We start from the raw sequence: 25,333 nt of genomic DNA, 5'->3' as shown, positions 1-25,333 counted from the left end.
CCCATGGTAGGCAGAACCTATTCGGCTCAGGCATTGATTGCCTTGCCTAATCCTGAACCCGTCATAACCCGGCTTTGCCATCACATGCTCGAGCACGGCGCAGAGGTCAGCAGGCAGGCGGGCGAGGTCGTGCTGCGACTATCCGGCTGCACCGCCCGCTTTTTCGGCGAGGGCGCACGCACGTGCGTCGAGATAGAGGCGCCTGATTTCGAGCACCTCTATTTCGCGCGTATGACGATCGCCTCCCATATCCTGGAGTTCGCCGGAGAGGCGGCCCCCGAGATCCGCTGGAGCGGCGATAGCGACGGTCAGACACGGCCACCCAATTTCCAGGTCCTGACGGTCATCGGCAGTCACGACGTGACGCCCCATATGCGGCGCCTGAGGTTTCGCTGCCAGAACGCCGCCCGTTTTGCAGGTCTCGACGCGCTCCACCTCAATCTTCTGATCCAAAGACCGGAACTCCGAAGCCCGGTTTGGCCATCGGTGGCGTCGAGTGGCGTGATCGAATGGGAGGATCCGGACCACAAACCATTTTTGCGTAAATATACGGTCCGCTCCGTCGACGTCGAGACGGAAGAGATCGAGATTGACTTCGTGATCCACTCCGATGTCGGGCCTGGCTCTCGGTTTGCCGAGACAGTAGTCATCGGCACGGAAGTAGGCGTATTCGGACCTGGCGGCGGCGGACTCGTCGTGGCGGACTGGTATCTGTTTGCCGGAGATGAGACCGCCCTTCCCGCGATTGCCCGGATGTTCGCCAACCTGCCTTTTGCTGCGACGGGGATTGCCTACATCGAGGTGGCTGACGGCGAAGAAATCCAGGCTTTAGAGAGTTCGGCGGCGGTCGACGTGCGCTGGCTCGTGCGCAACGGGGCAAAGCCAGGAAGTCTGCTTGTCGATGCTGTCAGGAATAGCGAATTTCCGGAAGATGGCAGGTCGATCTATCTCTGGGCTGCGTGCGAACATGGCGCGTTCAAGACGATCCGCCAGTTCGTCCGCGAGCAGACGAAGCTAAAGCGCGACGAGCAACTTGTCGTCTCCTATTGGCGTGCTGGGACTTCTTCCTGACGCGCCTTAACCGGATCAGCTAGCCAATGAAGCAGGCCATACCCATTGCCGACCGCGGAATGGACCAACCACATTTAATGGGCTACCAGTTCCCGTCGATACTTTATGCGGATCTTTCGAGCACAAAGAAAGTCCGGCGTGGCAGCAGATCTTCGCCCCCTGACCAGAAGGAAGATGGCTTACGCGGCACGATCAAGACGCCAATTCAAAAGACCAGAAGCGAAAAGAATACCATGGCAGTCGAAGAGGTGCGTCTTGAATCTCTCCACGCCACGAACGGGCTCGCGACGGCCCCAGAGCTTTCAAACGGATCCGATCTGTTCAGGGTAGACGACTGCGCTTGCCGAGCTGGCAACGCGCTTTTCGGAGTAGTTAAGCAGGAACAAATAAGAAAGTGGTTCAGTTGATTCAGTTGCTCGACTCTCGAGGGGACCGCATTTAACATCTTCAGTAAGATCAGCAGGTCGCCATAAGGATAGGGAGAACACATGGCCGACTCCCTCGACCACGCACCGGCACAAGCGAAAAATCTGCCGCAGTTTCTGGCGCTGACCGTCGGGGCAATCGGCGTGGTCTATGGCGACATCGGGACCAGCCCTCTCTACGCCTTCCGCGAGGCACTGCGCCCGTTTGGGCCAGGTGGCGTCGGGCGGGACGAAGTCATCGGTCTCGTGTCGCTGGTACTCTGGACGCTGACCGCCATCGTGACCATTAAATACGTGCTCTTTCTGCTTCGCGCCGACAACGATGGTGAGGGTGGCACTTTGTCCCTGCTCGCCCTGTTGCTGAAGAAGGGCACCAAGTATCCGGTCCTCATGTTTTTTGCCGGCGTTCTCGGTGCCGCCCTGTTCATCGGTGACGCGATGATCACTCCGGCGCTGTCGGTGCTGTCGGCCGTCGAGGGATTGAAGCTCGTGACGCCGGCGCTTGACGACTACGTGCTGCCGATCTCTATCGTGATAATCCTGCTGCTTTTCGCCGTCCAGTCACGCGGGACCGGTGCTGTCTCGATTTTCTTCGGTCCAATCACCCTTATTTGGTTTCTGGTGATGGCAGCTGCTGGCATTGCGCATATAGGCGACGATTTGGCGATCCTTGCAGCCTTCAACCCGCTCTATGCGGTTGGCTTCTTGTGGGATGCCGGCCTCGTCGGCTTTATCGTACTCGGCGCCATCTTCCTTACCGTGACCGGCGCTGAAGCGCTTTATGCCGATCTTGGTCATTTCGGCCGGCTGCCCATCCAGTCGGCGTGGTTTACGGTCGTGTTCCCCGCCCTCGCGTTGAACTATCTGGGACAGGGCGCGCTGGTTTTGTCCCATCCCAATGTCATCGACAATCCGTTTTTCCTGATGTTCCCGAACTGGGCCTTGTTGCCGATGGTGATCCTTGCCACGGCCGCAACGATCATCGCCAGCCAGTCGGTGATCACCGGAGCCTTTTCGCTTATACGGCAAGCGATCCACCTCGGCTTCCTCCCCCGCTTCGAGATCTACTACACCTCGGAAACGCAAACGGGTCAGATTTACCTACCCTTGGTCAACACCATCCTTTTGACCGGTGTTCTCGCCCTCATGCTGATGTTCGGTAGCTCCGAAGCCCTTGCCCCCGCATACGGCGTATCCATTACGGGCGCGATGGTGATCGATACGATCCTCGCCTTCGAATTCGTTCGGCGCCAATGGGGCTGGTCCGCTTTGACAGCCATAGCCGTCTTGCTTCCCCTGTTCAGTCTCGAACTGGTCTTCCTCGGCGCCAATTTGTTGAAGGTTCACCACGGAGGGTATGTGCCCATCCTGATCGCCGGCATCTTGATCACGATGATGTTGACCTGGCGGAAGGGGGTCAGCCTGCTGCGCGAGAAGACCGCCCGTCACGACATTCCGCTGAGCCAGTTCATGGCCATGGTCGAACGAAAGTCCGAGCACGCTCCTGTCGACGTCCCCGGAACAGCGGTCTTCCTGACCGCTACGCCCGACACAACGCCGGCAGTTCTGTTGCATAACATCAAGCACAATCACGTCCTTCATCAGCACAACGTCATCATGACCATCAAGACCGCCAGGGTCCCGTATGTGCCCGAGAAGGACCGCTACACAATTACACAGCTGTCTGATCGGTTCAGCCTGCTGGAGCTGAGATTCGGCTTCATGGACGATCAGAATGTCTCACGGGCACTGGCGCGCTGTCGAAAGGGGGGGTTCAAGTTCGAGATCATGTCGACGTCCTTTTATCTCGGCCGGCGCAAGCTGATAGCCGACCCCCAGTCAGGACTGCCCCACTGGCAAGACAAGCTCTTCATCGCCATGGCCGACTCGGCGATTGATCCAACTGATTACTTTCATCTGCCCGCCAATCGAGTCGTCGAGCTGGGAGAGCAAGTCATTATCTAAAGTGCGCAGGCCACGCTTGGAAGCGGCATCACTGGGCCTCAGCCGCGGAGCTTGATCTGCACTCGATTGAAGGAACATTTCAACAACAAGAAGTTTGAAGAGCGTTCCTATTTCAGCAGGATGTTCTCCTCTGAAATGTTGGCTTAGCGGACCGTCAAGTCGACCAACTGCAGCGCTCCTTTTCAGTCTACCGGGCGCCCTGCTTTTCTCTTAACTTTCGACAGCTTCACCCGGAAACATATCGTCGGCTGCAGGGTTGAGCGCGACAGACAGAGGCAGGCCGAATGGGCCCGGTCAACGTCGCCGGCATCATGATCCTCTTGGTATCGTTACGATATTTGCCATGACCTGGCTCGCGGCCTGAGGAGTAAATCGGGACTGAGTTGCAATTAGATCAGCTGTTGAATCGCAAGAAAGCCGTAGATCGCGATCACGAGCAGGACAAGGACCAGCAATAGAAAAATTATCGTCGATCCTCTCTTGCCCATTCCGAGTGAAATAAGGGTTCACAAACGGGTTTGAATAGGACTGAAGTCTTACGCCAACGAGTTTCTGCAACCTCTGTGGGTCCTCTCTCGTCCTCCCTTTTAGAACATCCGGGCACTCCGCGCCGCGGAGGCTGGCTGGGATTGGCGGCCGTCGCTGGCGGTGCAGCGTGGTTGATCAACATTCCGCCCCTGGCATTTCACTTGAGCGCCGCACGATGAATCGGAAAATGGGCTCACCTTTACATAGACATGCAACGTACCCTTGGCAGGTCGCTTGGATACCCCAGGTGTTCGGTCAGATTGCTGAGGTTGCAACCCGATTTCCCGATCGCGCACCATATTCACGCGTTTCGTGCCGCCGTCCTCTCCGGAGGAGAGGCCGCCATACTACGAAATATATCCCTTCATTTCCAGAGCAGCGGTGGCCGTCTCCATCAACGACATGCCGTCCGGCGGACTGCCGAGCTAGAGCGATACGATCAACTCCGACGCCTGCGCGCCTCAGCAGAGGTGTTTAGCAGAGAGGTCGACCAGTCCCGAAACCGCCCCAAGCCTCGATGCATCGCGCCCTCGAACCAAGCTTAAGTTAACAGGCTGCGCAGCCTTCTTGGCCGGAACCGCTCTGCCTTCTACACAAGCTCTTGCAAAAGGCTGCGTAAACATCCATATACCATCCAGGTAGATGGTCAGTGGATGGTATGAAAGACAATCTCTTACGCGACAGGGGCGGTGAATCTGAGAAGATCACCATCAATCTTGGTTATGTCGATCTCGGTCGCATCGACGTTCTCGTGCAGGAAGGATGCTATTCCAATCGCAGCGACTTCATCCGCACAGCGATCCGCAACCAGCTCACGGCCGAGGCCGAGGCCGTCAAGCAGTCGATCGTCCGGCACAGGCTGGAACTGGGTTTGCGCGACTACAGCAGAGCGGAACTGGAATCGCTGAAGGCGGCCGGCGAAAGAGTTCACATCAAAGTGGTCGGGCTTGCCCGCATCGCGTCCGACGTCACACCAGAACTTGCTCTGGCAACAATTGAATCCATCACCGTGCTCGGCGCCCTCCAGGCCAGCACCGAGTTGAAATCAGCGCTTGCCGAACGCATCCGGTAAAACTGCGGCCCGACCAAGAAGGACAACTCCATGAATGACGATTTTGAAGCGGCCATGCGCCGTGCGCTACGGTCCACGCGCGCCTTGAACGTCGCCGAGGCGACACGCGTGATCCAGGATGCGCTGGCCGGCCGATCGGTCTCCGATACTCGCATCTCGTCATCGGACATCACGCCACCGCGGCCAATTCAGCGTTCCGCCCCCTTCCCGGTCGATCCGGATGCCGAGATCATCGAGCCACCGACACGGTCTGATGCCGAAGAGCCCGCCCAAAAGGTTGGCAATGGCACGTCGTCGCCGAAGTTGCGGAAGCCCTTGCGAGAAACGGTACGGATTTTGAGCGAGAGTCGGCTGGCGCGGGGCGTCTTCGGATCGCTACACGACGTCGGCCTGCCGGGCACGGCAAGACAGGTCCGAGAGCCCGTCATCTCGGATGGGGCACAGTTCTTGGCACGATCCTTCACCTGCCCCGCGGGTTCGCGAAGCTACAGGCTCTACGTTCCCGCGTCCGCACCCGATCGGCCGCGCGGCCTTGTCGTCATGCTCCATGGCTGTAAGCAGGATCCCGAAGATTTTGCTGCAGGAACGGGCATGAACGCGGTTGCCGAGGCGCACGGTCTCATGGTCGCCTATCCCCGTCAAAGCGGTGCTGACAATGCGTCGTCCTGCTGGAATTGGTTCAGGCCCACCGACCAAATGCGCGACGGGGGAGAACCCTCGATCATTGCCGGAATCACCAAGGAGATCATGTCGGAATTCGGCCTCGATCGCGACCGGGTCTTCGTGGCAGGCCTATCGGCAGGGGGAGCAATGGCGGCGGTCATGGGCGAGACCTATCCCGATCTCTATTCGGCCGCGGGGATCCATTCCGGCCTGGCCTACGGATCGGCCAACGACGTCATGTCAGCCTTCTCCGCGATGCGCGGCGACGGCGGTCTTGCATCCGATCCGAAGCGGCTCGCTAATGGTCACCGTCTCCGGACGATCGTCTTCCAGGGAGGTGCTGATCGGACGGTCCATCCCTCCAACGCCGATCGGATCGTCGCCGAGGCAACGCCTACCGACGCGCGATGCGCGGTCCGTAAGGAATCCGGCCGCTCCGCGAGCGGGCGGATCTATACAAGAACCATCGTAGCAGATTCCGGTGGAAGCCCGGCGGTCGAATACTGGCTGGTAGAGGGCGCCGGTCATGCCTGGTCCGGCGGCAATCCCTCGGGAACGTATACGGACCCGCATGGTCCGGATGCCTCTTGTCAAATGGTGCGCTTCTTCCTCGATGGGAAGGAATGAAGGCACTCGGCCGCCGGAGGAATGCACACGTGCCGGCATGCTGGTCCGTCAGTCATAAGCGCTTGCGAGGACCAATGGTATGTTCCGTGCCCGCAACGGGCGGCAAGAGATACTGTTCGGCAGGCGCAAGAACAGGTTCGCACGGCAGCTTCAATGCTTTAAGCCTCGTCTACGGCAACTTTAACTGCGTCCTTTAGCTTTCCTTTGGCTTGCTGGGCACCGCGCCTTGCCTCTTGTGCCGCGCCTGCGGCTTGCTTGGCCTTACCACCGGGCTTATTGGCCTTGCCCCCAACTTTGTCCTTTGCACTGTCCATGCGGGTCTCCCGATTTGGAGGACGCGACTTGCGCCCCAGTTGTTCGAACGGGCGGCCCGGCAAGGCTCGGCACACGTGTTCGATCTGGCCTTCATTGCTCGTCGTAGGCGACCATATCAACGACAGCGTCTTGAGTGTCCGAGCCGGCGCGGCTCATCAAGTGAACTGATGAGGAAAAGGCGCTGAACGCCGCATTCTGACATTGCGGAACGAGGTCTACTCATTCCGACGGGTCGGCCTATTCCTTTCTGCCATGGCAATCCGAAGGCTTGACCACGGGCCCACGCCAGCGGCCCAACGCGACCCGCAGAATTCAAGGTGGAGCCACGCCGCACTTTATTGCCACACATCACTGTGGGGGTCGGTGCTGTAGTGCCACTGGCAGCATTCCACCCAATTCCAAACGTCTCACGCGAGTGTTTTCAGGTACACTTCACCTGACGGATTATTCCGCTCCTGGCTCTTCGGCTTGCGAACTGACGGGCATCCTGACCTCGAAAGTGGTTTTCTCGTTCAACGACGAGACTGTAACCGTTCCGCCGTGGGCTTTTGCGATCTCGGAAGCGATGTGCAGTCCAAGACCCAACCCCTGCTCGTGACGTCCCCCGGGGTCTTCGCCATGGAAGAAGGGTTGGAAGATCGGGCGGAATGGGAACGCAACCTTTTGAGACGGAAATAATCACGGTTTCTTCGACCACTTGCGCAGATAGCTCAACGGGCTTGTGTTCCGCTCCATGAGACAGGGCGTTTCCGAGCAGATTGGAGACCAACTGTCCAACACGCCCGGCATCCACGAACAATGGCTCAGGCGGCAGATCGATCGCGACGTCGATGTGCTTTCCGCTAGCGCTCGACAGTTCTGCGACTACCTGCTCCAGATAAAGACGAAGCTTGTCCTCCCTCCTCCGCGATATTGGAAGGCCGATTCCCATTCGACGTTCGGAACGATCCTGCCCAGCTTCAAACCCGCGCGGTATAGAGTGAAGGGCGCATGTCCGCAGGCTCGCCAAGCGCAGGCCAGCCGCTCCTGAACCGACCATAACCCTTTTGGCCAGTGCACAGCGACCATGTGAACCCATTACTTCCATCGCGTCATGTTCTCGCCTGATAGGTCGCGGACCGGAACTTTATCAGGTCTCGAGGATTCACTGAGCGGACAGCCATGTCGAGGGAGGTTCGAAGTTGAAGACAATCGTACGAACGACGGGAGCAACTTCGGATCGAACGGACCCATGCCGAACCCAAACGCCGAAGGCTAATTGCACCGCGCGTCGCCGAGGCGGGTGATGGTCCGCCTTGGAAAACCTGGGATATCGGGTCGGAGGAAAAGGCGATGCATTTGATCCAGATATTTTTGCCGCTTGTCGGCAACAAACGCGATTCTTCGAAGAGATTCGCGGAGGTCCGCGACCAGCTGACAACTCGTTTTGGCGGAGCCACGCTCTACCGTAACGCCCCTGCGGAGGGTTTGTGGGAAGACGAAGGGGCGGTGGAAAAGGACGTTATTATAATCGCGGAGGTGATGGCCGTCGAGCTGGACCAGAATTGGTGGGCCGACTACCGCAAGGAACTCGAGCGCCGCTTCAAGCAAGACGAGATCGTCGTCCGCGCGGTGTCGATGACACGCCTGTGATATTCACCAAGATCAACGCTGTCGCCCACTTGCCAGTCCGCGTCTGTCGTCTGGGTTACATCTACCCAGTTTCTATTGAACCTCCTGGGCGTGGGCATCGGCGTGGCGCACAGGGCTTGTGAGAACAGATCCGCTGGCCCTTTTCTGCCTTTCCGCCGCAAAGCCTGAACGGGATTCCTGATCGCTTTTGACTGTCGCTAGCGGCATAGCGGATGGCCGCTTTGCGCGCCCACGCTAATCGTTGAGGTCGATTGGGCTTCGCCCCGAAAACAGCCAGTCAACCATTGCATAATCAACCAAGGCAGCCCCAGGCTCCGGAGCCCAGCGAAAGCTGGGTCAGTAAGTGGAACGTGTGGGCAATGTCGTCACGCTCGGTGGCTAGCAGTAGAGCGACCGTCGAACGCAATTCATTGATAAGGCTTCGCCCCGTGTTTTAACGGTCGAGACCCCAAACGTCCGGGTTCCGTTTGAAGTACTCGGTCAGCATTTCGGTAAGCACACGCACTTTCCGCGTGGGATGCTGACCCGGCGGGCGGACGACATACGCCGCCCCCGGAGGGACCGGATAGCGTGTCATGATCGGGACCAGAGCGCCGGAGGCCACATATCCATATGTGATGCAATCGGGGAGCCAGGCGATGCCGAGACCTGCCGCCGCCGCAGCGGCAAGCGCCGTGGCGCTGTCGGCCTTGAACCTGCCCTGCGGCTGAACCGTGACGACCTTGTCGCCATCCATGAACTGCCAGGGTTCCGTTCCCTGCATGAGGGCCTGATGGGTGACGAGTTCGTCCAGGGTCTCAGGTGACCCGTGCGCTTTGATGTAATCCGGGCTGGCGACAAGCTTGCCATGGATCGGCCCAACGCGCTTCGCGATCAGGTTTGAGTCTTGGAGGTAGGCACCCCGAATCGCGCAATCAAAACCCTCTGCGATGAGATCGACGAAGCGATCGCTGTAGGAGGTATGGATGTGAAGCTGCGGGTGCTGGCGCGCCATGTCCGCAAGCACGGGGGCGAAGTGGGTCGGGCCGAACGTAAGCGGCATGGCAACCCTCAGGCGGCCGCGCAACTCACCCGTGGGGAGGATCGTTTCCTTGGCGGTGTCGATCTCGGCGCTGGCTCTGGCCGCATGGTCCCTGAACGTGATTCCCGCTTCCGTGAGCGCGGCGCCGCGGGTCGTTCGTGCAAGAAGCTGGACGCCAAGCTCCGCTTCGACCCGGAAGAGTCGCCGGCTGACGATCGATTTGGAGACGCCAAGCCGGCGCGCGGCGGCCGATACGCCCCCGGCATCGGCCACTGCGACGAATGTCTGTAGGTCTTCGATGTCCATTCCGGCGTTCCTTATTTCGCGACACAGCTTGCCCGACTATGGCACTACCGCACCACCAAAAGGAACAGCAAATTGCGTCCAGGCAACGTCACCCGCTGGCGCATGTCTCCCGTGAACCCATCGCCGTCCATAGCGGCAGAGAAAGGAAGTCTTGATGCCCCCTCGTAACGGCCTCGATTCGCTTCTTCGTCCCGAAGATTCCGTCCTCGTTCTGATCGATCACCAACCTTATCAACTCGCGAACCTGAACAGCCACGATCCGCATATGGTGGTCAACAACACGACCGCGCTGGCGAAGCTGGCAAGAGCCTTCAATGTTCCGACCATTCTCACCAGCGTGATCGCGGCGCGCGGTGGCCTTCTCTTTAAGCAGATCACCGACGTGTTCCCTGGACAGGAAGTCATCGATCGCACCTGGGTGAACACCTGGCAGGACGAGAATGTGGTGAACGTCGTCAAGGCGACCGGCCGCAAGCAACTGATCATCGCCGGACTGTGGACCGAGGTCTGCGTTGCCATGCCTGTGATCCACGCCGCCGGCGAAGGCTGGGACGTCACCGTGATCACCGACGCGTCGGGCGGGATTTCGAAGGAGTCTCACGAAGTCGCCATCCAGCGAATGATCGCGGCCGGCGCGAACGTGATGACCGTGATGGCGCTCGCTGGCGAATGGCAACGCGATTGGGCGCGCACCGAGCATGTCGAGGAGCTGACCGAGATTCTCATCCAGCACTTCGGCGGCAGCGGCATCGCGTATCTTTGGGAGCAGCAGCTTCTCAACACGCCGGTGCCGAGCGAAGGCTGACCCGGGCCGGGTGGCCAAAGCCGTCCTCGTCGCCGCCATTCCGCCGCTGATGCTGAAGACCGACGACAAGCCCGAAGGCCGCCCATGGAGGTCTTCGACGGCTTCCGGACGGCACTGGCCTGCAACCGTTCATAGTCTCCTTCCGCGACGTCCCGTCAGGCCCGTTCTACGGCTTCAACCGCGAGGGCGCGGCGGTCCATGAAGGCGTGCTCCAGAACTGGTGGCGGCAGGGCATGATGGGAGCGCCAAGGCGCACTACGATGGCATCAAGGCCTTCTCGGAAACCGACCAGACCGATGACCTCAAGGCGATCACCGTGCCGACGCTGGTGCGGCACGGTGAGCACGACCCGGTCGTTCCGATCGCCGCCGAACGGTTCGTTGAAGACCTATCCCGGTGTCTCGCACGGGATGCTGACAGTGAACGCTGATGTGCTGAACGCCGACCTTCTGGAGTTCAGCAAGAACAGCAGGGGCTGGGGGCGCGGCTCCCGGCCCCGTCCCGTAGTTCGAGTCGATGCTTAAAAGGTTGTGCGTGCGTCGGTAGAGCACAAGAACTCCATCTCGCACGACAGAAGCGCTGCGCTCATAGTGGCCTCGCTGCGCGTTTGTCAGCTAATCTTATTACTGGGACCGAAACTAGACGGTCTGCCATCGGCCCCAATTGAGACGCAGGGGTCACGCTGGCCAAGACTACGCTCCTGACGCTTCCTCGGCGTTCAGAGCAAAGGCAGTAACGCGAATGCACTCCACCCGACTTAGTCGGCCGGAAGCCGGCAACATATCGCCCCGACCGGGTGCGTCCCTCGCCTTGATGGGATCAGAACCAATGACCCAGTTTTTTACCATTTCCCTCTGTTACACGTTCATTCGGCACGATATGAACTTGGCCGGGCTGGAATGACTGATTTATGGCCGATCGCTACCCAATTGTTTGGGCAGCCCGCCCGGAACGGCGGCGGGGTCAAAACTTGGGTGTCAGGCCATTGAAGGTGATCCGGCCGTCCAAATGCGACCTGTCTGGCGTCAATGGAAGCTTCACGAAGCCGAGAACTTCACCGTCACGCCGCGCTGGCGAAAGTAGGCCTGCATAAACTTCCTGCCAGAACGATTATTTTGCATGAGCTTAGCAGGGTCGAACACGGCCTCTTTCAAACCTGCCCGCACCAACGCTTCCTTGAGGGTCGCGATATGCACATCGATGTCGGCATTGTCCGCCTGGAGCGATTCATAAATGCGGTTTGTTGCATCTGCTACGGTCGGCTCACTCACGATTATTTTCCCTTTGGCTGGCGCTTACCACGTTTTCTTGCTTGATCCTATGTTGGGGAAAAATGCCCACGTCAAGGCGAAGGCCGTCGCGCCGCTTCAGCACCGTTAGTGCATCGGATTGCCCGTTGGGGTCCCTCTGCCCCGGGCGCCTCCCTCGGGACAGCGCCAGTGACCGCAAACCGGGGCGGGTCGCGCTGGTCTGCGTCCAGTGCCATATGTCTTCGCATGCGGACCGGAAGGTTCCAACCCATCGCCTTCCGTTGGCCGTCGACGCTCAACGTCCCCAACTTGGCCTCGCTCGGTGGTGGTGGTCCGCTAACCTGAGCGAGAATAATTGATGCGATTGAAGTCCGCGCTCCAAATGGGCCTTACCGCAGACTGTGCCCTGCCCGATATCCGGCCCTCTTCGTTTAGAACGCCACTCTCGACCTCACCCTCGGTTCCACTGAATTCAACCGGATTGATGAAGTCGAGGTAGCTACCCGGTTCGATGATTGCGAGATACATGCCCGATGCCTTCGGGTCCGGGATGACCTCGGTCACCTTGGCAACACCAAAGTAACCGCGGGTCGCGGCGACCTTGCGCGGCTCGTAGTAGATGATCCAATCGCCTACAGGCCACGCACCCGTCCAAGATCTTGGCTCGGAAACTGGCGCAAGACACAGGCCGAGCTTGATGCCGAGATCGTGACCGGCGCCAGACCGCCGTCGCGCAGCGCATATGCGTTGATCAAGTCCTCGAACGCGTCGGGATTGTCCCCACCCGCTGTCACATCTCCGGCAGGCCAGCCTTTCGGAAGCCGTCGACAAAATGGTCTCGTACAGATGCATCGCGCAGCGGCTGGGAGCTGAGCCAATGGCCGATCGTGAAATGAGGGTGGGCAATCAGGAACAATTCTGCTTCTCGCCGCGCCTCCTCACGCTGGCCCAACTGCGCAAGCGCAGCAGCCAGGAATTTGCGTGAGTTGGTACGATACGTGTCTTTCCTGCGGAGTGTAGCGGTTGCCGCCTCATAGTCACGCGCGGCGTATTGCGCCTGCCCAAGATGACATAGATACCAGCAGGTTGGATAGGGATTGAGCCGCAGAGCTTTTTCGATCTGCGCTAGTCCGTCGGCAACCCTGCCGTCCAGCACGGACATGTCCGACATGGCGGCCCAGGTGTCGGCGTGGTTGGGGTCCAGCTCCAGGGCCTTGGCGAAGGCGGCCTCCGATTCCTCCCATCGCCGCTCATAAGCCAAAATGGTCCCCAGAACGTAACGGCAGCCGGCATCGTTGGGATCTAGGTCGACCGCCTTCTGCGCAAACGTCGCCGCCATCCGACGGTTAGGATCTTCGGGTTCGCCGAAATGAGTCCAGGCGAGCCAACGGTTATAGGCGAGCAGACCGACCGCCTCGGCATATGATGGCTCAAGCTTAACCGCGCGTTGGAGCAGCATATAGGCCTCACGCTCAGTTTGCGGCGACTCTTCCGTCAGGAGGCGGGCGCGCACACACAGATCGTACGCCTCAAAGTTCTTCGGCCGATTGCGCTGCGTCGGGATGGTCAGCCGGCCGACGAGGGCTTCAACAATCTTGGCGTTAACTTCATCCTGTAATTCGAAAACATCTTCCACGGTCCTGTCAAACCGGTCGGCCCACAAGTGCTGGCCGCCTAGCGCGTCGATCAATTGGGCATTGATGCGCACACGGCCCATTGCGCGTCTGGCGCTCCCCTCGAGGACGTAGCGGACGCCGAGTTCCTGGGCGACCAGCCGTACGTCGACCGGCCTGCCCTTGTAGCCGTACACGGAATTGCGCGCGATGACGAACAGGCCAGCCGTACGGGAAAGGTCGGTGATCAGGTCTTCGGTCAAGCCGTCGACGAAAGGCGCGTCCGCTTCATCCCCACTCATATTCGTGAACGGCAATACAGCGATCGAGGGACATTCGGGCAGCGGCAATATGCTCTGCAGCGCATCCGGCCAATGCCACAGGTGGACCGGGCGAGTCAGGTTCTTTAGGTAGCGTTCGCCTGCATCAAAGAACCGGTCGCCGATCTTGCCGACGATCTCGCCGTAAACTTTGGCTGAAATGCAGATACCTCCCGGTGCGGCCTGCGTCTCGAGGCGCGCCGCGACATTGACGCCGTCGCCGAGGACGTCTGAACCGTCGTCAATGACATCTCCCAGATTGACGCCTATACGCAAAAGCAGGCGCCGGTCTCCGGAAGCCTCAACAGCAGTGGTGGCCCGTTGCATTTCCAACGCTGCTGCGACAGCGTCCACCGCGCTACCGAATTCGATTAAGAAACCGTCGCCCATGACCTTGAAGATGCGACCGTTGTGGCGCATCACAGCCGGCTCGATAACGCCAGAACGGAGTTCCCTGAGGTTCGCCAGCGTTGCGACTTCATCAGCCTCCATCAGACGTGAATATCCCACCACATCGGCAACGACGATGGCAGCAAGGCGACGCTGAAGAGATTGATCCGTCATGTGAGGACAAGCCTAACGACCGAGTTCGCAAGTTATTGTTCAACCGCGGGTGAGTCAACAAGTGGCAAGAGGTAATGTCCAGGCGATCTCCACCTCCATCGAGCCGTCATCCTTCTTTGTGACTGACGGCGTCGAAGTGGGCTACACGGAAATGAGTATCCACGGAAAGCGAGGATCCTGCCGCTTTGGGCCGACCGGCATGGAACGTCGGCCGAAAGGTCGGCGTCAAGAAGCCTCTGAAACAGCGTCAGATTTGGGCAATCCGCTTCTTCCTAGACCGGGAGGAGCGTATGAGAGATCGCGCGCTGTTTGATCTCGCAATCGACAGTCAGGTCGAGAGATTCGAACCCGCGCTATGGTCGTTCAGCAAAAGACCGGCCGTCCGGTTCAGTTCGAAATCACGGCGGACGTGAGGGCAAGTTTGCTTGCGTGGCTTGAGCGGCGAGGCGGAACAGTAGACGACTACGCCTTTCCCAGTCGGGTTGACCATACCGATCATCTGTGTACTCGCCAGTACGCTCGATTGGTAGATGAATGGGCGACCGCGATCGGGTTGCGATGCGAAGACTACGGCACGCATTCGCTCCGGCGCACGAAGGCCGCAATGATCTACAAAGCGACAGGCAATCTTCGCGCTATTCAAATCCTATTGGGCCATACCAAGATCGAAAATACCGTCAGGTATTTGGGTGTGGACATCGAAGATGCGCTGGAATTGGCGGAGCACACCTAAATCTAAGAAGCGTGGGCTCCGCTGTTAGCGTGGCCGCATTTGCGGACTGACATGCCACAATCGAGACGTTGCAACGGGCTACTACGCGCGCCCATTTCGGTCGTAGGGCCCGCGGTGGCGTCTTCCCGAAAGCAGATGTCGATCAAGCCAAGCTTTGACGGCATCAATGCGCCATGAGCGATCGTCGCTTAGATCGCTCCAACTTCGGCAAGTCGCTGTTTCGCGTATTCGTCATCCCAACAGACGGCGGCTTCCCATGCGGCCGATGCTTGCGCGGCGATGTCATACGCCCCGGTTTCCAGATCGGCAGCATTATGGGGCAAGACGAGGTCAAGGTCGGGGACGTCGATATGCGACTCATCCCAGTCGATCAGTGCGACGCGGTCCGTGGTCATGCGGATGTTGGCAGGGTTGTTGGGATTGCCGTGGACGACGCTTGTCTTACGTCCGATAAGCCGTGCCCATGCCGCGCGGCATCGAGCGACGCCATCTGGCGGCATCGCGGCAAGATCGATCCTCGTCCCCGTCTCGGCATGCAGGAGGTCCGTCGAGGATTGCCACCCTGGGCGCTGCGGCCAGCCTTGCGTCAAACGATGCAGTTCGCGCAGGGTCTCGGCTACGCGACGCCAGTCGCCCTCAGTCTCGGGTGGTCCGCCATGCATGTATTTCATAACCATCAGGCCATCCGCGAATACCCGGCCGTCCTCCGCCGGGATCGGCACCGGCACGCTCAGACCTTCACTGTCAAGGTGCCGGAGGAGTTCAACCTCCCACGCCAGATCAGCGTTGCTCCTGGTACCCAGACGACCGACTGCAAGTTGCCCGTGGATGTGCACGCTCCAGACGTCATTGGCAACCCCGCCAGCGAGCCGTTCTATGCGAACCGCGTCTTTCCCCCACAGCTCTAATGCTTCCCATCCCACTCGCAGCATCCTTGATCAACCCGATTGAGACCTGGTTAAACCAAGCGCAGGAACGGGACAACGTGGATCAGCTCGGCTACGATAACGCTGTTAAGCTTGTGCGCACTAGTCGCGGATCGAACGAGCCCGGGTCACCAGCGTCCGAATTGGCCCGGTAGCATTGCGCCCCCATTTCAGTCTTAGAGATAGCTTTGGCTCTTTCCGGGAAGACGACATGTTAGGCGCTTAGGGAAGGACAACCGCATCTTGCAGCATTCGCACCGGTGCGCCCCACTGCCATCAACGGTGGTGCGCGTGAGCGGGACGCTAGTAAGCCAGCTGCGTGCGTAGGCTTGGGACGATCCAGTCGAGGAAGCACCGCACCTTCAGCGGCAGAGGATCCACTGGTCCATGGATAACGTTCACAGGTAGCGGTTCCGGTGCAAAGTCCGTCAGCAATTCGTGCAGAGCACCGGAGCGCAACTGATCGGAGATCTGGTAAGACAGCACGCGGATAATGCCGATACCGGCTATTGCAGCCTGAATGGCAGCCTCCGTCGTATTGACCGCGAATTTGGGGCGCGGCTCGATGGTAAAGGCCGCGCCGTCCCGGCGGTAGCGCCATTCCGGCGCGGTCGCAAAGCCCTGAAAGCTTATGCCGTCATGCTGGCTGAGGTCTTCCGGCTGACGCGGAACGCCTCGGCGGGCAAGATAGTCGGGGCTCGCGCAGATCACCCGTCGGACGGCGCCGACGCGCGTTGCGATCAGCGCGCTGTCCGCCAAGTGTCCGATCCGCAGGGCCACATCGACGTGCTCATCTGCCAGACTTAGCTGCCGATCGGCGAGGGTCAGGCGCAGGTTGATATCGGGTTGCTCCTTCAGGAACTCCAAAGCTATTGGCAGCAGATGGCGCTCGCCGAAGGCAATCGGTGCGGTCACGTGCAGCCCTCCACGCAGCGCGCCATAGTCGCCGCTGGCCTGCCGTTCTGCCGCGTCCAGTTCCTCCAGAATACGACGTGACGCGGCGACGAAGCTGCGGCCCTCATCCGTCAAGGTGAGGCCGCGGCGGGTGCGCCGGACCAGGTGCACGCCAAGGTGCTTTTCCAGATCCGCGACTCTGCGGCTGACCGTGGCGAGCGGTGCATGCAATCGCCGCGCTCCAGCCGAGAGGCTGCCGGCGTCCACCACCGCCAGCAGCACCGACATCGCTTCAAACCGATCCATCGTATCCTTCCGGAAATTGAGAGGAAAGTTCCTGAAATGGCAGGATACCCTATTGGTTTCGGACATCCTAGCTTTTGTGGCGTTCCAGGGGACGCCGGCCGGCTCCCCGTATTGCCAATGATCAGGAGAAAGACGTCATGCCTCAACTCTCACGTCGTGCCTTTGCCAGCGCTCTTCCTCTCGGCCTCCTCGGGGGAGGACTGATCAGTGGCGCACCGGCCCTTGCCGCAGCGCAGAATACCACCAAAACGCCGGTCAGCATTACGCCACTGGCGCAGATCCGCATCGGTCGCTTCACGGTGACGGCACTGACAGACGGGTATGCCGATATGCCCTTCGACTATTTTCCGGGACGCGCCCCGGCCGAGGTGGAGCAGGCGGCAGTCGCTCAGTTCACCGCCCGGCCGAGTGGGGTGCGGTTCCTCTTCAACCAGTATCTCATCGATGATGGCGAGCGCCGCATCCTGATCGATGCCGGTGCAGCGGGCTCGATCGGGCAGACCGGCAAACTGCCGCAGGCGCTCGGTGCGCTTGGCCTGCAGCTTGACCAGATCGACGCGGTGATCGTGACGCATATGCATCAGGACCACATGGGCGGTCTGATCGCCGGAGGCAAGAGCAACTACCCCAAGGCGGAGCTCTACATCGATCGTCGCGACGTCAAGCATTGGACCGACCCGGCCAAGCGCAGCGGCGCGCCCGATTATCTGCAGACCAGCTTTAAGATGGCGCAGGAGGTGGTGCGCCTCTACCCGAAACTCCAGGCGATTGACGGAGAGCGTGAAATTGTGCGCGGTGTCTCGATCGTCGACCTGACCGGTCATACACCCGGCCATATCGGCGTGCGGGTTGAAGATGAAGGGAAGAGCCTCATCATGGTGTCGGACATGATCTTTCCGGTCGTGCATCCGGGAGCGACCGATGTGTTCTTCCTGTTCGAGCAGGACCGTGCAGCAGCCAAAGCGATGCGCGACCGCTTTTTCCCCCGCGCAGCCTCGGAAGGCGCGCTGATTGCCGCCACGCACATGCCCTTCCCAGGGCTCGGCCGTGTCGTCGCCGACCGTGGGCAGATGCGCTGGGAGGTGGCGGACTGGGCCTTGCAGGATTGAAGTTAGCTCCGGCGGGCTAGAAGGTTAGGAACGGAATGAGCAGCAGATATCTCAGTATCGCCACGACGCCCTCGGTAGCGGCCGCACAGGCAATATGCCGCCCAGGCCCGATGTCTCCAATCCCTCGCCTTGAACGGAATCGAACCGACGATCGCGGTCTTGTGCGGAAAGTCACTTCAACTGACCGTGAAACCACCCAGTGGCCGCCGATAACACATTCCGCATAATATTGGTCGAGCGGAACGGTGGGAATCTCTGCTCCGTAGCGATGCGGAGGGCCCGCCTGAAAGGACTTATTCCCTATGGAGCGGATCAAGAGCTTCGAGGAAATTCGCCGCACGATCTTAAATCACGTCTGAAGCCGAGCGCGTTCTATGTGTCTCCCGCCTGCCCTCGTCGCTCGTCGCAACAAGGGCCTCTGCTTCAGTAAGCAGACGTGGAAGTTAATGGACAATCTGTTGGAGGAAGCGTCTCGTCCTCTCGTTTGCCGGCGCATCGAAGAAGGCATCCGGCACGTTGCTTTCGACAATCATCCCCTGGTCCATGAACACCACTCGATTGGCCACCCGCCGAGCGAAACCCATTTCGTGAGTCACCACGATCATAGTCATGCCTTCTTCGGCGAGAGACACCATCGTGTCGAGCACCTCCTTGACCATTTCCGGATCAAGCGCCGATGTCGGTTCGTCGAACAACATTACCTTGGGCGCCATGCACAGTGCGCGGGCGATTGCCACGCGTTGCTGCTGACCACCTGAGAGCTGACCTGGAAATTTGCGTACCTGCTCCGGAATGCGCACGCGTTCCAGGAACTGCATCGCGCGCTCTTCCGCATCCTTGCGGGGCGTCCGGCGCGACAGTATCTGCGGGAGTGCGCAATTTTCCAGGACCGACAAGTGCGGAAACAGGTTGAAGTGCTGGAACACCATTCCGACATCGCGCCGGATCGTGTCGATGTTCTTCAAACTCTCGTTGAGCGCGGTACCATTGACGATGATTTCGCCCCGCTGATGCTCCTCAAGATGGTTGACGCAGCGGATAAGAGTAGATTTTCCAGACCCAGATGGACCGCAGATCACGATCCGTTCGCGCGGCTTGACAAAGAGGTCTACGTTGCGCAGGACATGGTAGTTTCCGTACCACTTGTCCAAGTTTCGAATGACGATCGCGGGTTGATCGACGTCCCGCTCTTCATGGATAGACATTAGCGATAATCCTTTGCCTTTACCCGGATCTCGAGCCAACGGGCGTAATAGGAGATACCGACGCAGATCGCGAAGTAGATCAGGCCGACGAACAGATAGGCCTCAGTGTAGGGAGCCGGCCAAACCGGATCCATGGCCGCCGAGCGGCCCGCACTTAGCATATCGAACACACCGACAATCATGACGAGGCTGGTGTTTTTCACCATGACGATGGCGGTATTGGTCAACGGCGGGATGACCTTTTGGATCGCCTGCGGCAGAACAATGTGCTGGATCGCCTTCCAATGCGGGATCCCAAGCGCCTTGGCGGCTTCTATCTGCCCAGGCGGGATTGCCTGCAGTCCTCCCCGGATGACCTCCGCAAGATAGGCTGCGGAGAATATCGTAAGGGCAGCGAGCGTCCGGCCAAGCTTGTCGATGTCGAAGCCCGGAGGTAGGAGCAGAGGCAGCAGGATCGAAGCGACGAACAGGAGACCGACTAACGGAAGTCCGCGTACCGTTTCTATCAGGCCAATCGAAAGAAGGCGCGGTATCGGCAGCGTCGATCGGCGGCCCAATGCCAGGAAGATCGCAAAGGGAAAGCCAAGCCCGAGAGACAGCAGTGCAAGAAGAAGCGTCACTGGCAGCCCGCCCCAATTTGCGGTGGAGACGTGCGGAAGCCCTGCAAAGCCACCCCACATGAGAGCAAGCATCGCACAGACGGCGCCTGTCCAGGCCAGTGCGAGCTTTCTTCCCCAGAGCGCAGGAGTAAGCGAGACGAGGATCATGAGAAGGATGAGTGACATCACCACGACAGGTCGCCACTGTTGATCGGGTGGATAAAGACCGAACATGATGAAGCGAAGTTTCGCGCCAATGAACGCCCAGCAGGCTCCGCCCGACCTGCAAGCGGAAGCATCATCGGTCGCCCAGATGGCATCGGTTACGGCCCATCGGAAGGCCGGAAGCAGCGAAACGATTACCCCGACCGCGCCGAGTGAAAGGAGGGCGCTCATCATGTCGCCAAACAGAAGCTTCAGGATCGGCATGCGCTTGGCAGGCGGTGCTTTCTGCGGCGCCATCAGCTCGGTCGCAGCCATGGCGTAGTTCATTGTCGCAAGGCTCGTCATCGGGTCACCAATGCTACATGTGTGTTGTACCAATTCATGAACAGCGATACTGCGATGCTGATCGTGAGGAAGACGGCCAACAGGATGGCGATGCTTTCGATGGCCTGTCCCGTCTGATTGATCACGGTCCCCACCACGAGGCCGAGTTCCGGATACCCAACGGCGAGTGCCAGCGTCGTGTTTTTTACGGTCGAGAGGTACTGAGAGGTCATCGGGGGGATGATGATGCGGAGCGCCTGGGGAATGATGATCCGGAACACCGTCTGCCGCTCTGACAAACCCAAGGCTCGGCCGGCCTCCCATTGACCGCGGGAGACGGCCTCGATCCCACCGCGGATTACCTCGCTGATGAAGACTGATGTGTAAATGACGAGGCCGACCATCAGCGCCGCAAATTCCGGCGAGAGCCGCATACCGCCGACGAAGTTGAAACCCTTGAGTTCCGGAAAGCTGACCGAGGGCTCTATGGCGATTGTCCCGAATATGATCGCTGCCACGAGAACGCCGCCAAGTGAGATTCTTCTCTCGAGCGGGGAACGGCCCCTCATCAAACACCAGAGAACCATCGTGATTGCCGCGAAGGCGAGGACCAAAGCGACGCCGTGCCGTCCGAGAGAAAGCGACGGGAGGTAAAGTCCGCGCAGCGACAGGTAGATGCCCGAGATTGGATTAAACGCAAGTCTCGGGGACGGGAGAAGCGTGGTCGCGAGTGCGTACCAGAACAGCAGTTGAACGATCAGCGGCATGTTGCGCACACCACCGACAAAAACGACGGCCATTTTGGAGGAGATCGGATTGTTGGCCAGGCGAACCAGGGCAATTAAGAGACCAAAAATGGTCGAGGCGACGATGGCAAGGACCGCGATAGCGGCTGTGTTTGCCAGGCCCACGAGGTAGGCCCAGCCGAAGGTGTCGGATGGATCGTAGGGCAGAATGCCTTCCGAGATGGGGAAGTTCGCCTGCCGATGCAGGTAATCGAATCCTACGCGAATGCCGCGTTCAGCCAGGTTGCTCGCGGTATTCGACCACAGCCAGTAAAGAAGACTGGCAAAGCCCACGAGCAACAGGACCTGGAGAGCGGTGCTCCGAGCATGGCGATTGTCCAACAGTGTCGAGAACATGCCAGCCTCCAAGGTTACTGGAACGCCAACGGGAACATCAACCCGCCATCGCTAAAGAGCCGGTTGGCACCGCGATCCAGCTTCAGCGGACTGTCCTTGCCGAGGTTGCGATCGAACATCTCCCCGTAGTTGCCCAGCTTCGCGATGATGTTGCCGGCGAACTTTTCGTCGAGACCGATTGCGGCGCCATTTCCGGGCTCGACCCCGAGGAAGCGTTTGACGCGCGGATCTTCCGACTTTTCCATCTCAGCGACATTTTTCTGCGTGATCCCAAGCTGTTCACCGGTGATCAGGGCCTGGATCGACCAATTGACAATGTCGAGCCACTGGTCGTCGCCGTGACGAACCGCCGGCGTGAGCGCGTCCATGAACTTGGTAGCGGGAAAGATTACATAGTCGTCGGCATTTTCGGCCTTTGTGGCTCTGATCGATGCGAGCGCTGCGGCATCGGTAATAAGCGCGTCACACCTGCCGGAGAAGAAGGCTTGGCTCAATGCGGAACTGTTTTCGAACACGACCGGCGTAAGCCCAAGATTGTGCTCTTTCGAGACGTCGTTTGCGACGACCTCTGTCGTCGATCCGGTCTGGACGCACACCGAGGCGCCCTCCATCTCCTCGACTTTCGTCACCCCGAGCGACTTCGGCATCATGAAGCCGGTGAACTCATAGTAGTTCGGAGTCGTGAAGTTGAGTCCATTCGCATCGCGGCGCAGAGTCCAGGTGAACGTCCGCGGAAGGATGTCGATTTCGCCGGTTTGCAGAGCAGGCACCCGTTGCTGGCCACTCAGGGGCACGAACTCCACCTTGTCCTTGTCGTTGAAGACTGCGACCGCCACCGCTCTGCAGGTGTCAACGTCAAGGCCGCGCCAATAACCCTTTTCATCGGGAGCTCCGAAGCCAACGGTACCTTGGCTCGCGGCGCATTTCAGAAAGCCGCGCGCCTTGACGCTGGCAAGTGTCGTTTGCGCGGACGCCGAAGGTGACCCGACGATTAGACTAGAGACGAAGATCGCGGTCATGCTCATTAGTTTCAGTATCATTTTGGTTCCCCATTTTTTTGGTTGTGAGAATTTTGGAAGACGTCTTCAGCTCGCCTTGGAGACCTTCGCTGGCGCAGATCGTTCGGCGATGTCGGCGAGGAATGCTTCGATGTCGGCTTTGAGGTCATCCAGATCTTCCAAGCCGATGCTGACCCTCAGAACCAGATCCTCCCCATGCCATTGGCTGGCACTACGATTCTGTTTGACCGGCATGGGTGCGATGAGGCTGCGCGTTCCTCCCCATGACGCACCAATGGCAAAGGTGCGCAGGACGTCGAGGGCCGCAGCAGCGTGTTTGCTCGCTTCAGGCTTCAGCACCACGCTGAAGACCCCGCTCACGCCGAGGAAGTCACGCTTCCAGATGTCATGCCCCGGAAAATCCACCAGCGAGGGGTAAAGTACCTGTTCGACCAAGGGATGATGCTGAATCAGGGCAATGATCTCGGCAGCTCCTTCCGCGGCATGCCTGAGGCGCACCCCAAGTGTTTCCATTCCTCGCAGTACAAGCGTTGCATCATCGGGCGAAACACCGATGCCGAGGCGACCGAGAGTCGCGCGAAGGGGAACGATGTGCTCCTCTGCGCGCACCGTAATCGAGCCCATCAACACATCGGAGTGGCCAGAGACGTATTTGGTTAGGGCCTCGGTGACGATGTCGGCGCCGAGCGTGAGGGGTTTGTAGTTGAGCGGCGTTGCCCAGGTATTGTCGCAGCCGACGAGTGCGCCATGGCGATGGGCAATTTGCGCGATCCTCGGAAGGTCCTGGATTTCCATCGTCGTGGAGCCAGGGGACTCGCACCAGACAATCTTGGTGCGGCCATCGATTTGCCGCTCGAGATCGTCGATCGCCACCGGATCATAGTAGGCGACCTCAATTCCGAAGCGTGCGAGGTCGCGGTTGGCGAAGTCGCGAACCGGAGGATAAGAGTTGTCGGCAATCAGGATCCTATCGCCAGTACTCAAGAACGACAGCATGGCGACCGAGTTCGAAGCTTGCCCGGATGGGACCAGGAACGTTCGCACGCCCATCTCGAGCGCCGTCAGTTTTGCTTCCAGGGTCCGCGTCGTGGGTGTGCCATACAGACCATAGGTGTAGCCCTGATGCCCCCGCTCGCCGCGCGTCCTGTAGGCTTCAGCGTTCTTGAACACGATCGTGGAGCCGCGATAGGTCGCCGCGCCAAGCGTTTCAAAACCGTCCATATCAACGTCCGGCGTGATCACGCACTGGGTGAGATCTTTCATCTTGCCTTCTTCCCGAGAGATTTCTTTGATCGGATTAAACATGGGCATTCCCATTCCGTCCAATATCAATACGGTGATACCTTATTCTTCCTGGTTATAAGGTTGCGTACGATGAACATCCGACAGATCGAGGTCTTTTACGCAGTGATGACCAACGGCACCGCGTCACGCGCAGCCGAAGTGCTTCGCATCTCGCAGCCTGCGGTCAGCAAGGCGATCCAGGAGCTCGAGCGCGATATAGGTTTTGCTCTTTTTCGCCGGGAGAAAGGCAGGATGTTTCCCACCTCCGAAGGACAGATGTTCTTCCGAGAGGTGGAAGGCTCGTTCTCAGGCCTGGTCCACCTCAAGAGTGCAGCGGCCCGTATCCGCGATTTCGGATCCGGTGAAATCCGGGTGGCCAGCCTTTCGGCTCTGAGCACCAACGTGCTGCCACGCGCGTTGAGCGGTTTCCAAAAAAAACACCCGAACGTCGCAATTACGTTCCAGGCACAGATGTCTTCCGTGGTGAAAGACCTCGTTGCGAGCGGTCAGTTCGATGTCGGGCTTGCGGCAGATGAGATCGATATTGCAGGCGTCGACGTACGCCCCTTTGCGCGCTATCGGGTATCGATCGCCGTGCCTTCAGGGCATCGGCTGGAGTCAGCCGACGTCATTCGACCCCAAGATATCGATGGCGAAGCGTTCATAGCGCTGTCGCCAGAAGACACGACACGGCGATCGGCAGAGACAATTTTCTTCAACGAAAACATCAAGCCGAAGATGGTTCTTGAGACGCCCTACTCGACCACGATCTGCGCAATGGTCCAGGCTGGGATGGGAATTGGAATGGTCAATCCCATGACCGCCGAGCCCTATGTGGGTCGCGGCCTTTCCTTGCGTCCCTTCGAGCCTGCGGTCTATTTCAGGACGTTGCTACTCTTGCCACCCAATCGGCAACCCTCTCGTATCGTTTCCGATTTCGTAGAGGAAGTCATGCGCCACTCGGTGTTTCAGGATTGAATGTGCTGTCTGCAGAGTGTCAGGAACCAGAACCAATCCCTCACCCGACCTGACCAACGACCGGGCGATATCGAGGATGTCGTCGCGAGCGGCTGTCGGATCATCCTTGCTCCCGGCGACCCCAGGCCCGATGCGGAAGTCGACACCGCTCACCTTCCTGAGGTCCAAATTGCGGTTGGGTAGATCCAGCGTCCGGCGCACAGCCGATGCCAAGACCGGCCGAGACCAGCGACAGCGCCTCCATCCTTCTGCGGCCTTCACAGTTGCTCTTCCAACGGATACCCGTCGTCGCGCGTGTCAATCGTTTGCGGCACGACCCACGAGGACAGATCGCCGAGGGTAGATCCTTCCGTGACTTTTCTGCCGCGAGCGCCTGGCGGACGGCAGGTCCGTACGATCCGAACTAGAGCGAGGTGAGGACTGGCGATAGGCCTTGACGGCCCATGTATCATCCAACCCGCGGGTTGGCCTT

At 59.4% G+C, this 25,333-nt stretch carries 20 protein-coding genes and 5 pseudogenes; 12 read left to right on the top strand and 13 right to left on the bottom strand.

The window, feature by feature from the left end:
- Positions 1–3: 3 nt before the first annotated feature.
- From ASD52_RS18945 to ASD52_RS18925, 6 genes and pseudogenes are all read left to right on the top strand, one after another.
- Positions 4–1,071: a siderophore-interacting protein gene (locus tag ASD52_RS18945; protein WP_057225191.1), complete on the top strand. Its 1,068-nt coding sequence runs from the start codon at positions 4–6 to the stop codon at positions 1,069–1,071.
- Positions 1,072–1,097: 26 nt separating this feature from the next.
- On the top strand, positions 1,098–1,478 hold the full coding sequence (locus ASD52_RS18940) for a hypothetical protein (RefSeq protein ID WP_057225189.1): 381 nt from the start codon (positions 1,098–1,100) through the stop codon (positions 1,476–1,478).
- A gap of 81 nt (positions 1,479–1,559) precedes the next feature.
- Complete coding sequence (locus ASD52_RS18935; RefSeq protein WP_057225186.1) at positions 1,560–3,461, top strand: potassium transporter Kup; 1,902 nt, start codon at positions 1,560–1,562, stop codon at positions 3,459–3,461.
- A 737-nt stretch (positions 3,462–4,198) separates the two neighbouring features.
- A pseudogene (locus ASD52_RS40125) lies at positions 4,199–4,361 on the top strand (cysteine hydrolase); the annotation flags it as partial.
- A 286-nt stretch (positions 4,362–4,647) separates the two neighbouring features.
- On the top strand, positions 4,648–5,061 hold the full coding sequence (locus tag ASD52_RS18930) for a hypothetical protein (protein WP_057225184.1): 414 nt from the start codon (positions 4,648–4,650) through the stop codon (positions 5,059–5,061).
- 30 nt (positions 5,062–5,091) lie between these two features.
- Positions 5,092–6,351 carry a PHB depolymerase family esterase gene (locus ASD52_RS18925; RefSeq protein WP_057225182.1) on the top strand — a complete coding sequence of 420 codons (1,260 nt, stop codon included), beginning with the start codon at positions 5,092–5,094 and terminating at the stop codon, positions 6,349–6,351.
- Positions 6,352–6,509: 158 nt separating this feature from the next.
- Here the strand turns inward: ASD52_RS18925 and ASD52_RS37510 are convergent, their stop codons facing one another.
- Complete coding sequence (locus tag ASD52_RS37510) at positions 6,510–6,665, bottom strand: CsbD family protein (protein ID WP_082523738.1); 156 nt, start codon at positions 6,663–6,665, stop codon at positions 6,510–6,512.
- Between the two features lie 1,333 nt (positions 6,666–7,998).
- Here ASD52_RS37510 and ASD52_RS18915 point away from each other — a divergent pair.
- Positions 7,999–8,298: a hypothetical protein gene (locus tag ASD52_RS18915; RefSeq protein WP_057210148.1), complete on the top strand. Its 300-nt coding sequence runs from the start codon at positions 7,999–8,001 to the stop codon at positions 8,296–8,298.
- Between the two features lie 433 nt (positions 8,299–8,731).
- Here the strand turns inward: ASD52_RS18915 and ASD52_RS18910 are convergent, their stop codons facing one another.
- On the bottom strand, positions 8,732–9,625 hold the full coding sequence (locus ASD52_RS18910) for a LysR family transcriptional regulator (RefSeq protein WP_057225180.1): 894 nt from the start codon (positions 9,623–9,625) through the stop codon (positions 8,732–8,734).
- 154 nt (positions 9,626–9,779) lie between these two features.
- Between ASD52_RS18910 and ASD52_RS18905 the strand changes: the two genes are divergently transcribed.
- Together ASD52_RS18905 and ASD52_RS18900 are read left to right on the top strand one after the other, a co-directional pair.
- The gene (locus ASD52_RS18905) at positions 9,780–10,430 is read left to right on the top strand and encodes a hydrolase (protein ID WP_057210146.1); all 651 of its coding nucleotides are present in this window, start codon (positions 9,780–9,782) and stop codon (positions 10,428–10,430) included.
- A 4-nt stretch (positions 10,431–10,434) separates the two neighbouring features.
- A pseudogene (locus tag ASD52_RS18900) lies at positions 10,435–10,954 on the top strand (alpha/beta hydrolase); the annotation flags it as partial.
- 513 nt (positions 10,955–11,467) lie between these two features.
- Here the strand turns inward: ASD52_RS18900 and ASD52_RS18895 are convergent.
- The 3 genes and pseudogenes from ASD52_RS18895 to ASD52_RS18885 form a co-directional block, all read right to left on the bottom strand.
- A complete protein-coding gene (locus ASD52_RS18895; protein WP_107027993.1) occupies positions 11,468–11,704 on the bottom strand; it encodes a hypothetical protein in 237 nt (78 codons plus the stop codon).
- 333 nt (positions 11,705–12,037) lie between these two features.
- Positions 12,038–12,354 (bottom strand): annotated as a pseudogene (locus ASD52_RS18890) (restriction endonuclease); the annotation flags it as partial.
- A 116-nt stretch (positions 12,355–12,470) separates the two neighbouring features.
- Positions 12,471–14,177 carry an adenylate/guanylate cyclase domain-containing protein gene (locus ASD52_RS18885; RefSeq protein WP_057225178.1) on the bottom strand — a complete coding sequence of 569 codons (1,707 nt, stop codon included), beginning with the start codon at positions 14,175–14,177 and terminating at the stop codon, positions 12,471–12,473.
- A gap of 185 nt (positions 14,178–14,362) precedes the next feature.
- Between ASD52_RS18885 and ASD52_RS18880 the strand changes: the two are divergent.
- Positions 14,363–14,910 (top strand): annotated as a pseudogene (locus tag ASD52_RS18880) (tyrosine-type recombinase/integrase).
- Between the two features lie 188 nt (positions 14,911–15,098).
- On the opposite strand, the gene ASD52_RS18875 reads toward ASD52_RS18880, so the two are convergent.
- Positions 15,099–15,833: a phosphotransferase gene (locus ASD52_RS18875; RefSeq protein WP_057225217.1), complete on the bottom strand. Its 735-nt coding sequence runs from the start codon at positions 15,831–15,833 to the stop codon at positions 15,099–15,101.
- 306 nt (positions 15,834–16,139) lie between these two features.
- Complete coding sequence (locus ASD52_RS18870) at positions 16,140–17,036, bottom strand: LysR family transcriptional regulator (protein WP_057225176.1); 897 nt, start codon at positions 17,034–17,036, stop codon at positions 16,140–16,142.
- A 137-nt stretch (positions 17,037–17,173) separates the two neighbouring features.
- On the opposite strand from ASD52_RS18870, the gene ASD52_RS18865 reads away from it, so the two are divergent.
- Complete coding sequence (locus ASD52_RS18865; protein ID WP_057210142.1) at positions 17,174–18,145, top strand: MBL fold metallo-hydrolase; 972 nt, start codon at positions 17,174–17,176, stop codon at positions 18,143–18,145.
- A 443-nt stretch (positions 18,146–18,588) separates the two neighbouring features.
- Here ASD52_RS18865 and ASD52_RS18860 read toward each other — a convergent pair whose 3' ends face one another.
- From ASD52_RS18860 to ASD52_RS18840, 5 genes are read right to left on the bottom strand one after another with little or no spacing between them, the layout of a single operon-like run.
- The gene (locus ASD52_RS18860; protein ID WP_057225174.1) at positions 18,589–19,350 is read right to left on the bottom strand and encodes an amino acid ABC transporter ATP-binding protein; all 762 of its coding nucleotides are present in this window, start codon (positions 19,348–19,350) and stop codon (positions 18,589–18,591) included.
- Positions 19,350–20,459 carry an amino acid ABC transporter permease gene (locus ASD52_RS18855; RefSeq protein ID WP_057225172.1) on the bottom strand — a complete coding sequence of 370 codons (1,110 nt, stop codon included), beginning with the start codon at positions 20,457–20,459 and terminating at the stop codon, positions 19,350–19,352. The genes ASD52_RS18860 and ASD52_RS18855 overlap by 1 nt, the downstream gene beginning before the upstream one ends.
- A complete protein-coding gene (locus tag ASD52_RS18850) occupies positions 20,456–21,580 on the bottom strand; it encodes an ABC transporter permease subunit (protein WP_057225170.1) in 1,125 nt (374 codons plus the stop codon). The genes ASD52_RS18855 and ASD52_RS18850 overlap by 4 nt, the downstream gene beginning before the upstream one ends.
- 14 nt (positions 21,581–21,594) lie before the next feature.
- Positions 21,595–22,620, bottom strand: coding sequence for an amino acid ABC transporter substrate-binding protein (locus ASD52_RS18845; protein ID WP_057210138.1), 1,026 nt, complete (start codon positions 22,618–22,620; stop codon positions 21,595–21,597).
- Between the two features lie 45 nt (positions 22,621–22,665).
- Positions 22,666–23,862, bottom strand: coding sequence for a PLP-dependent aspartate aminotransferase family protein (locus ASD52_RS18840; RefSeq protein WP_057225215.1), 1,197 nt, complete (start codon positions 23,860–23,862; stop codon positions 22,666–22,668).
- Between the two features lie 111 nt (positions 23,863–23,973).
- Between ASD52_RS18840 and ASD52_RS18835 the strand changes: the two genes are divergently transcribed.
- Positions 23,974–24,861, top strand: coding sequence for a LysR substrate-binding domain-containing protein (locus ASD52_RS18835; protein WP_057210137.1), 888 nt, complete (start codon positions 23,974–23,976; stop codon positions 24,859–24,861).
- A 42-nt stretch (positions 24,862–24,903) separates the two neighbouring features.
- Here ASD52_RS18835 and ASD52_RS40120 read toward each other — a convergent pair.
- Positions 24,904–25,096, bottom strand: a pseudogene (locus ASD52_RS40120) (hypothetical protein); the annotation flags it as partial.
- Positions 25,097–25,333 lie beyond the last annotated feature (237 nt).

The organism is Ensifer sp. Root142 (assembly GCF_001426785.1).
GTDB classification, from domain to species: domain Bacteria; phylum Pseudomonadota; class Alphaproteobacteria; order Rhizobiales; family Rhizobiaceae; genus Ensifer; species Ensifer canadensis.
This window is presented reverse-complemented; position numbering and strand designations above follow the sequence as displayed.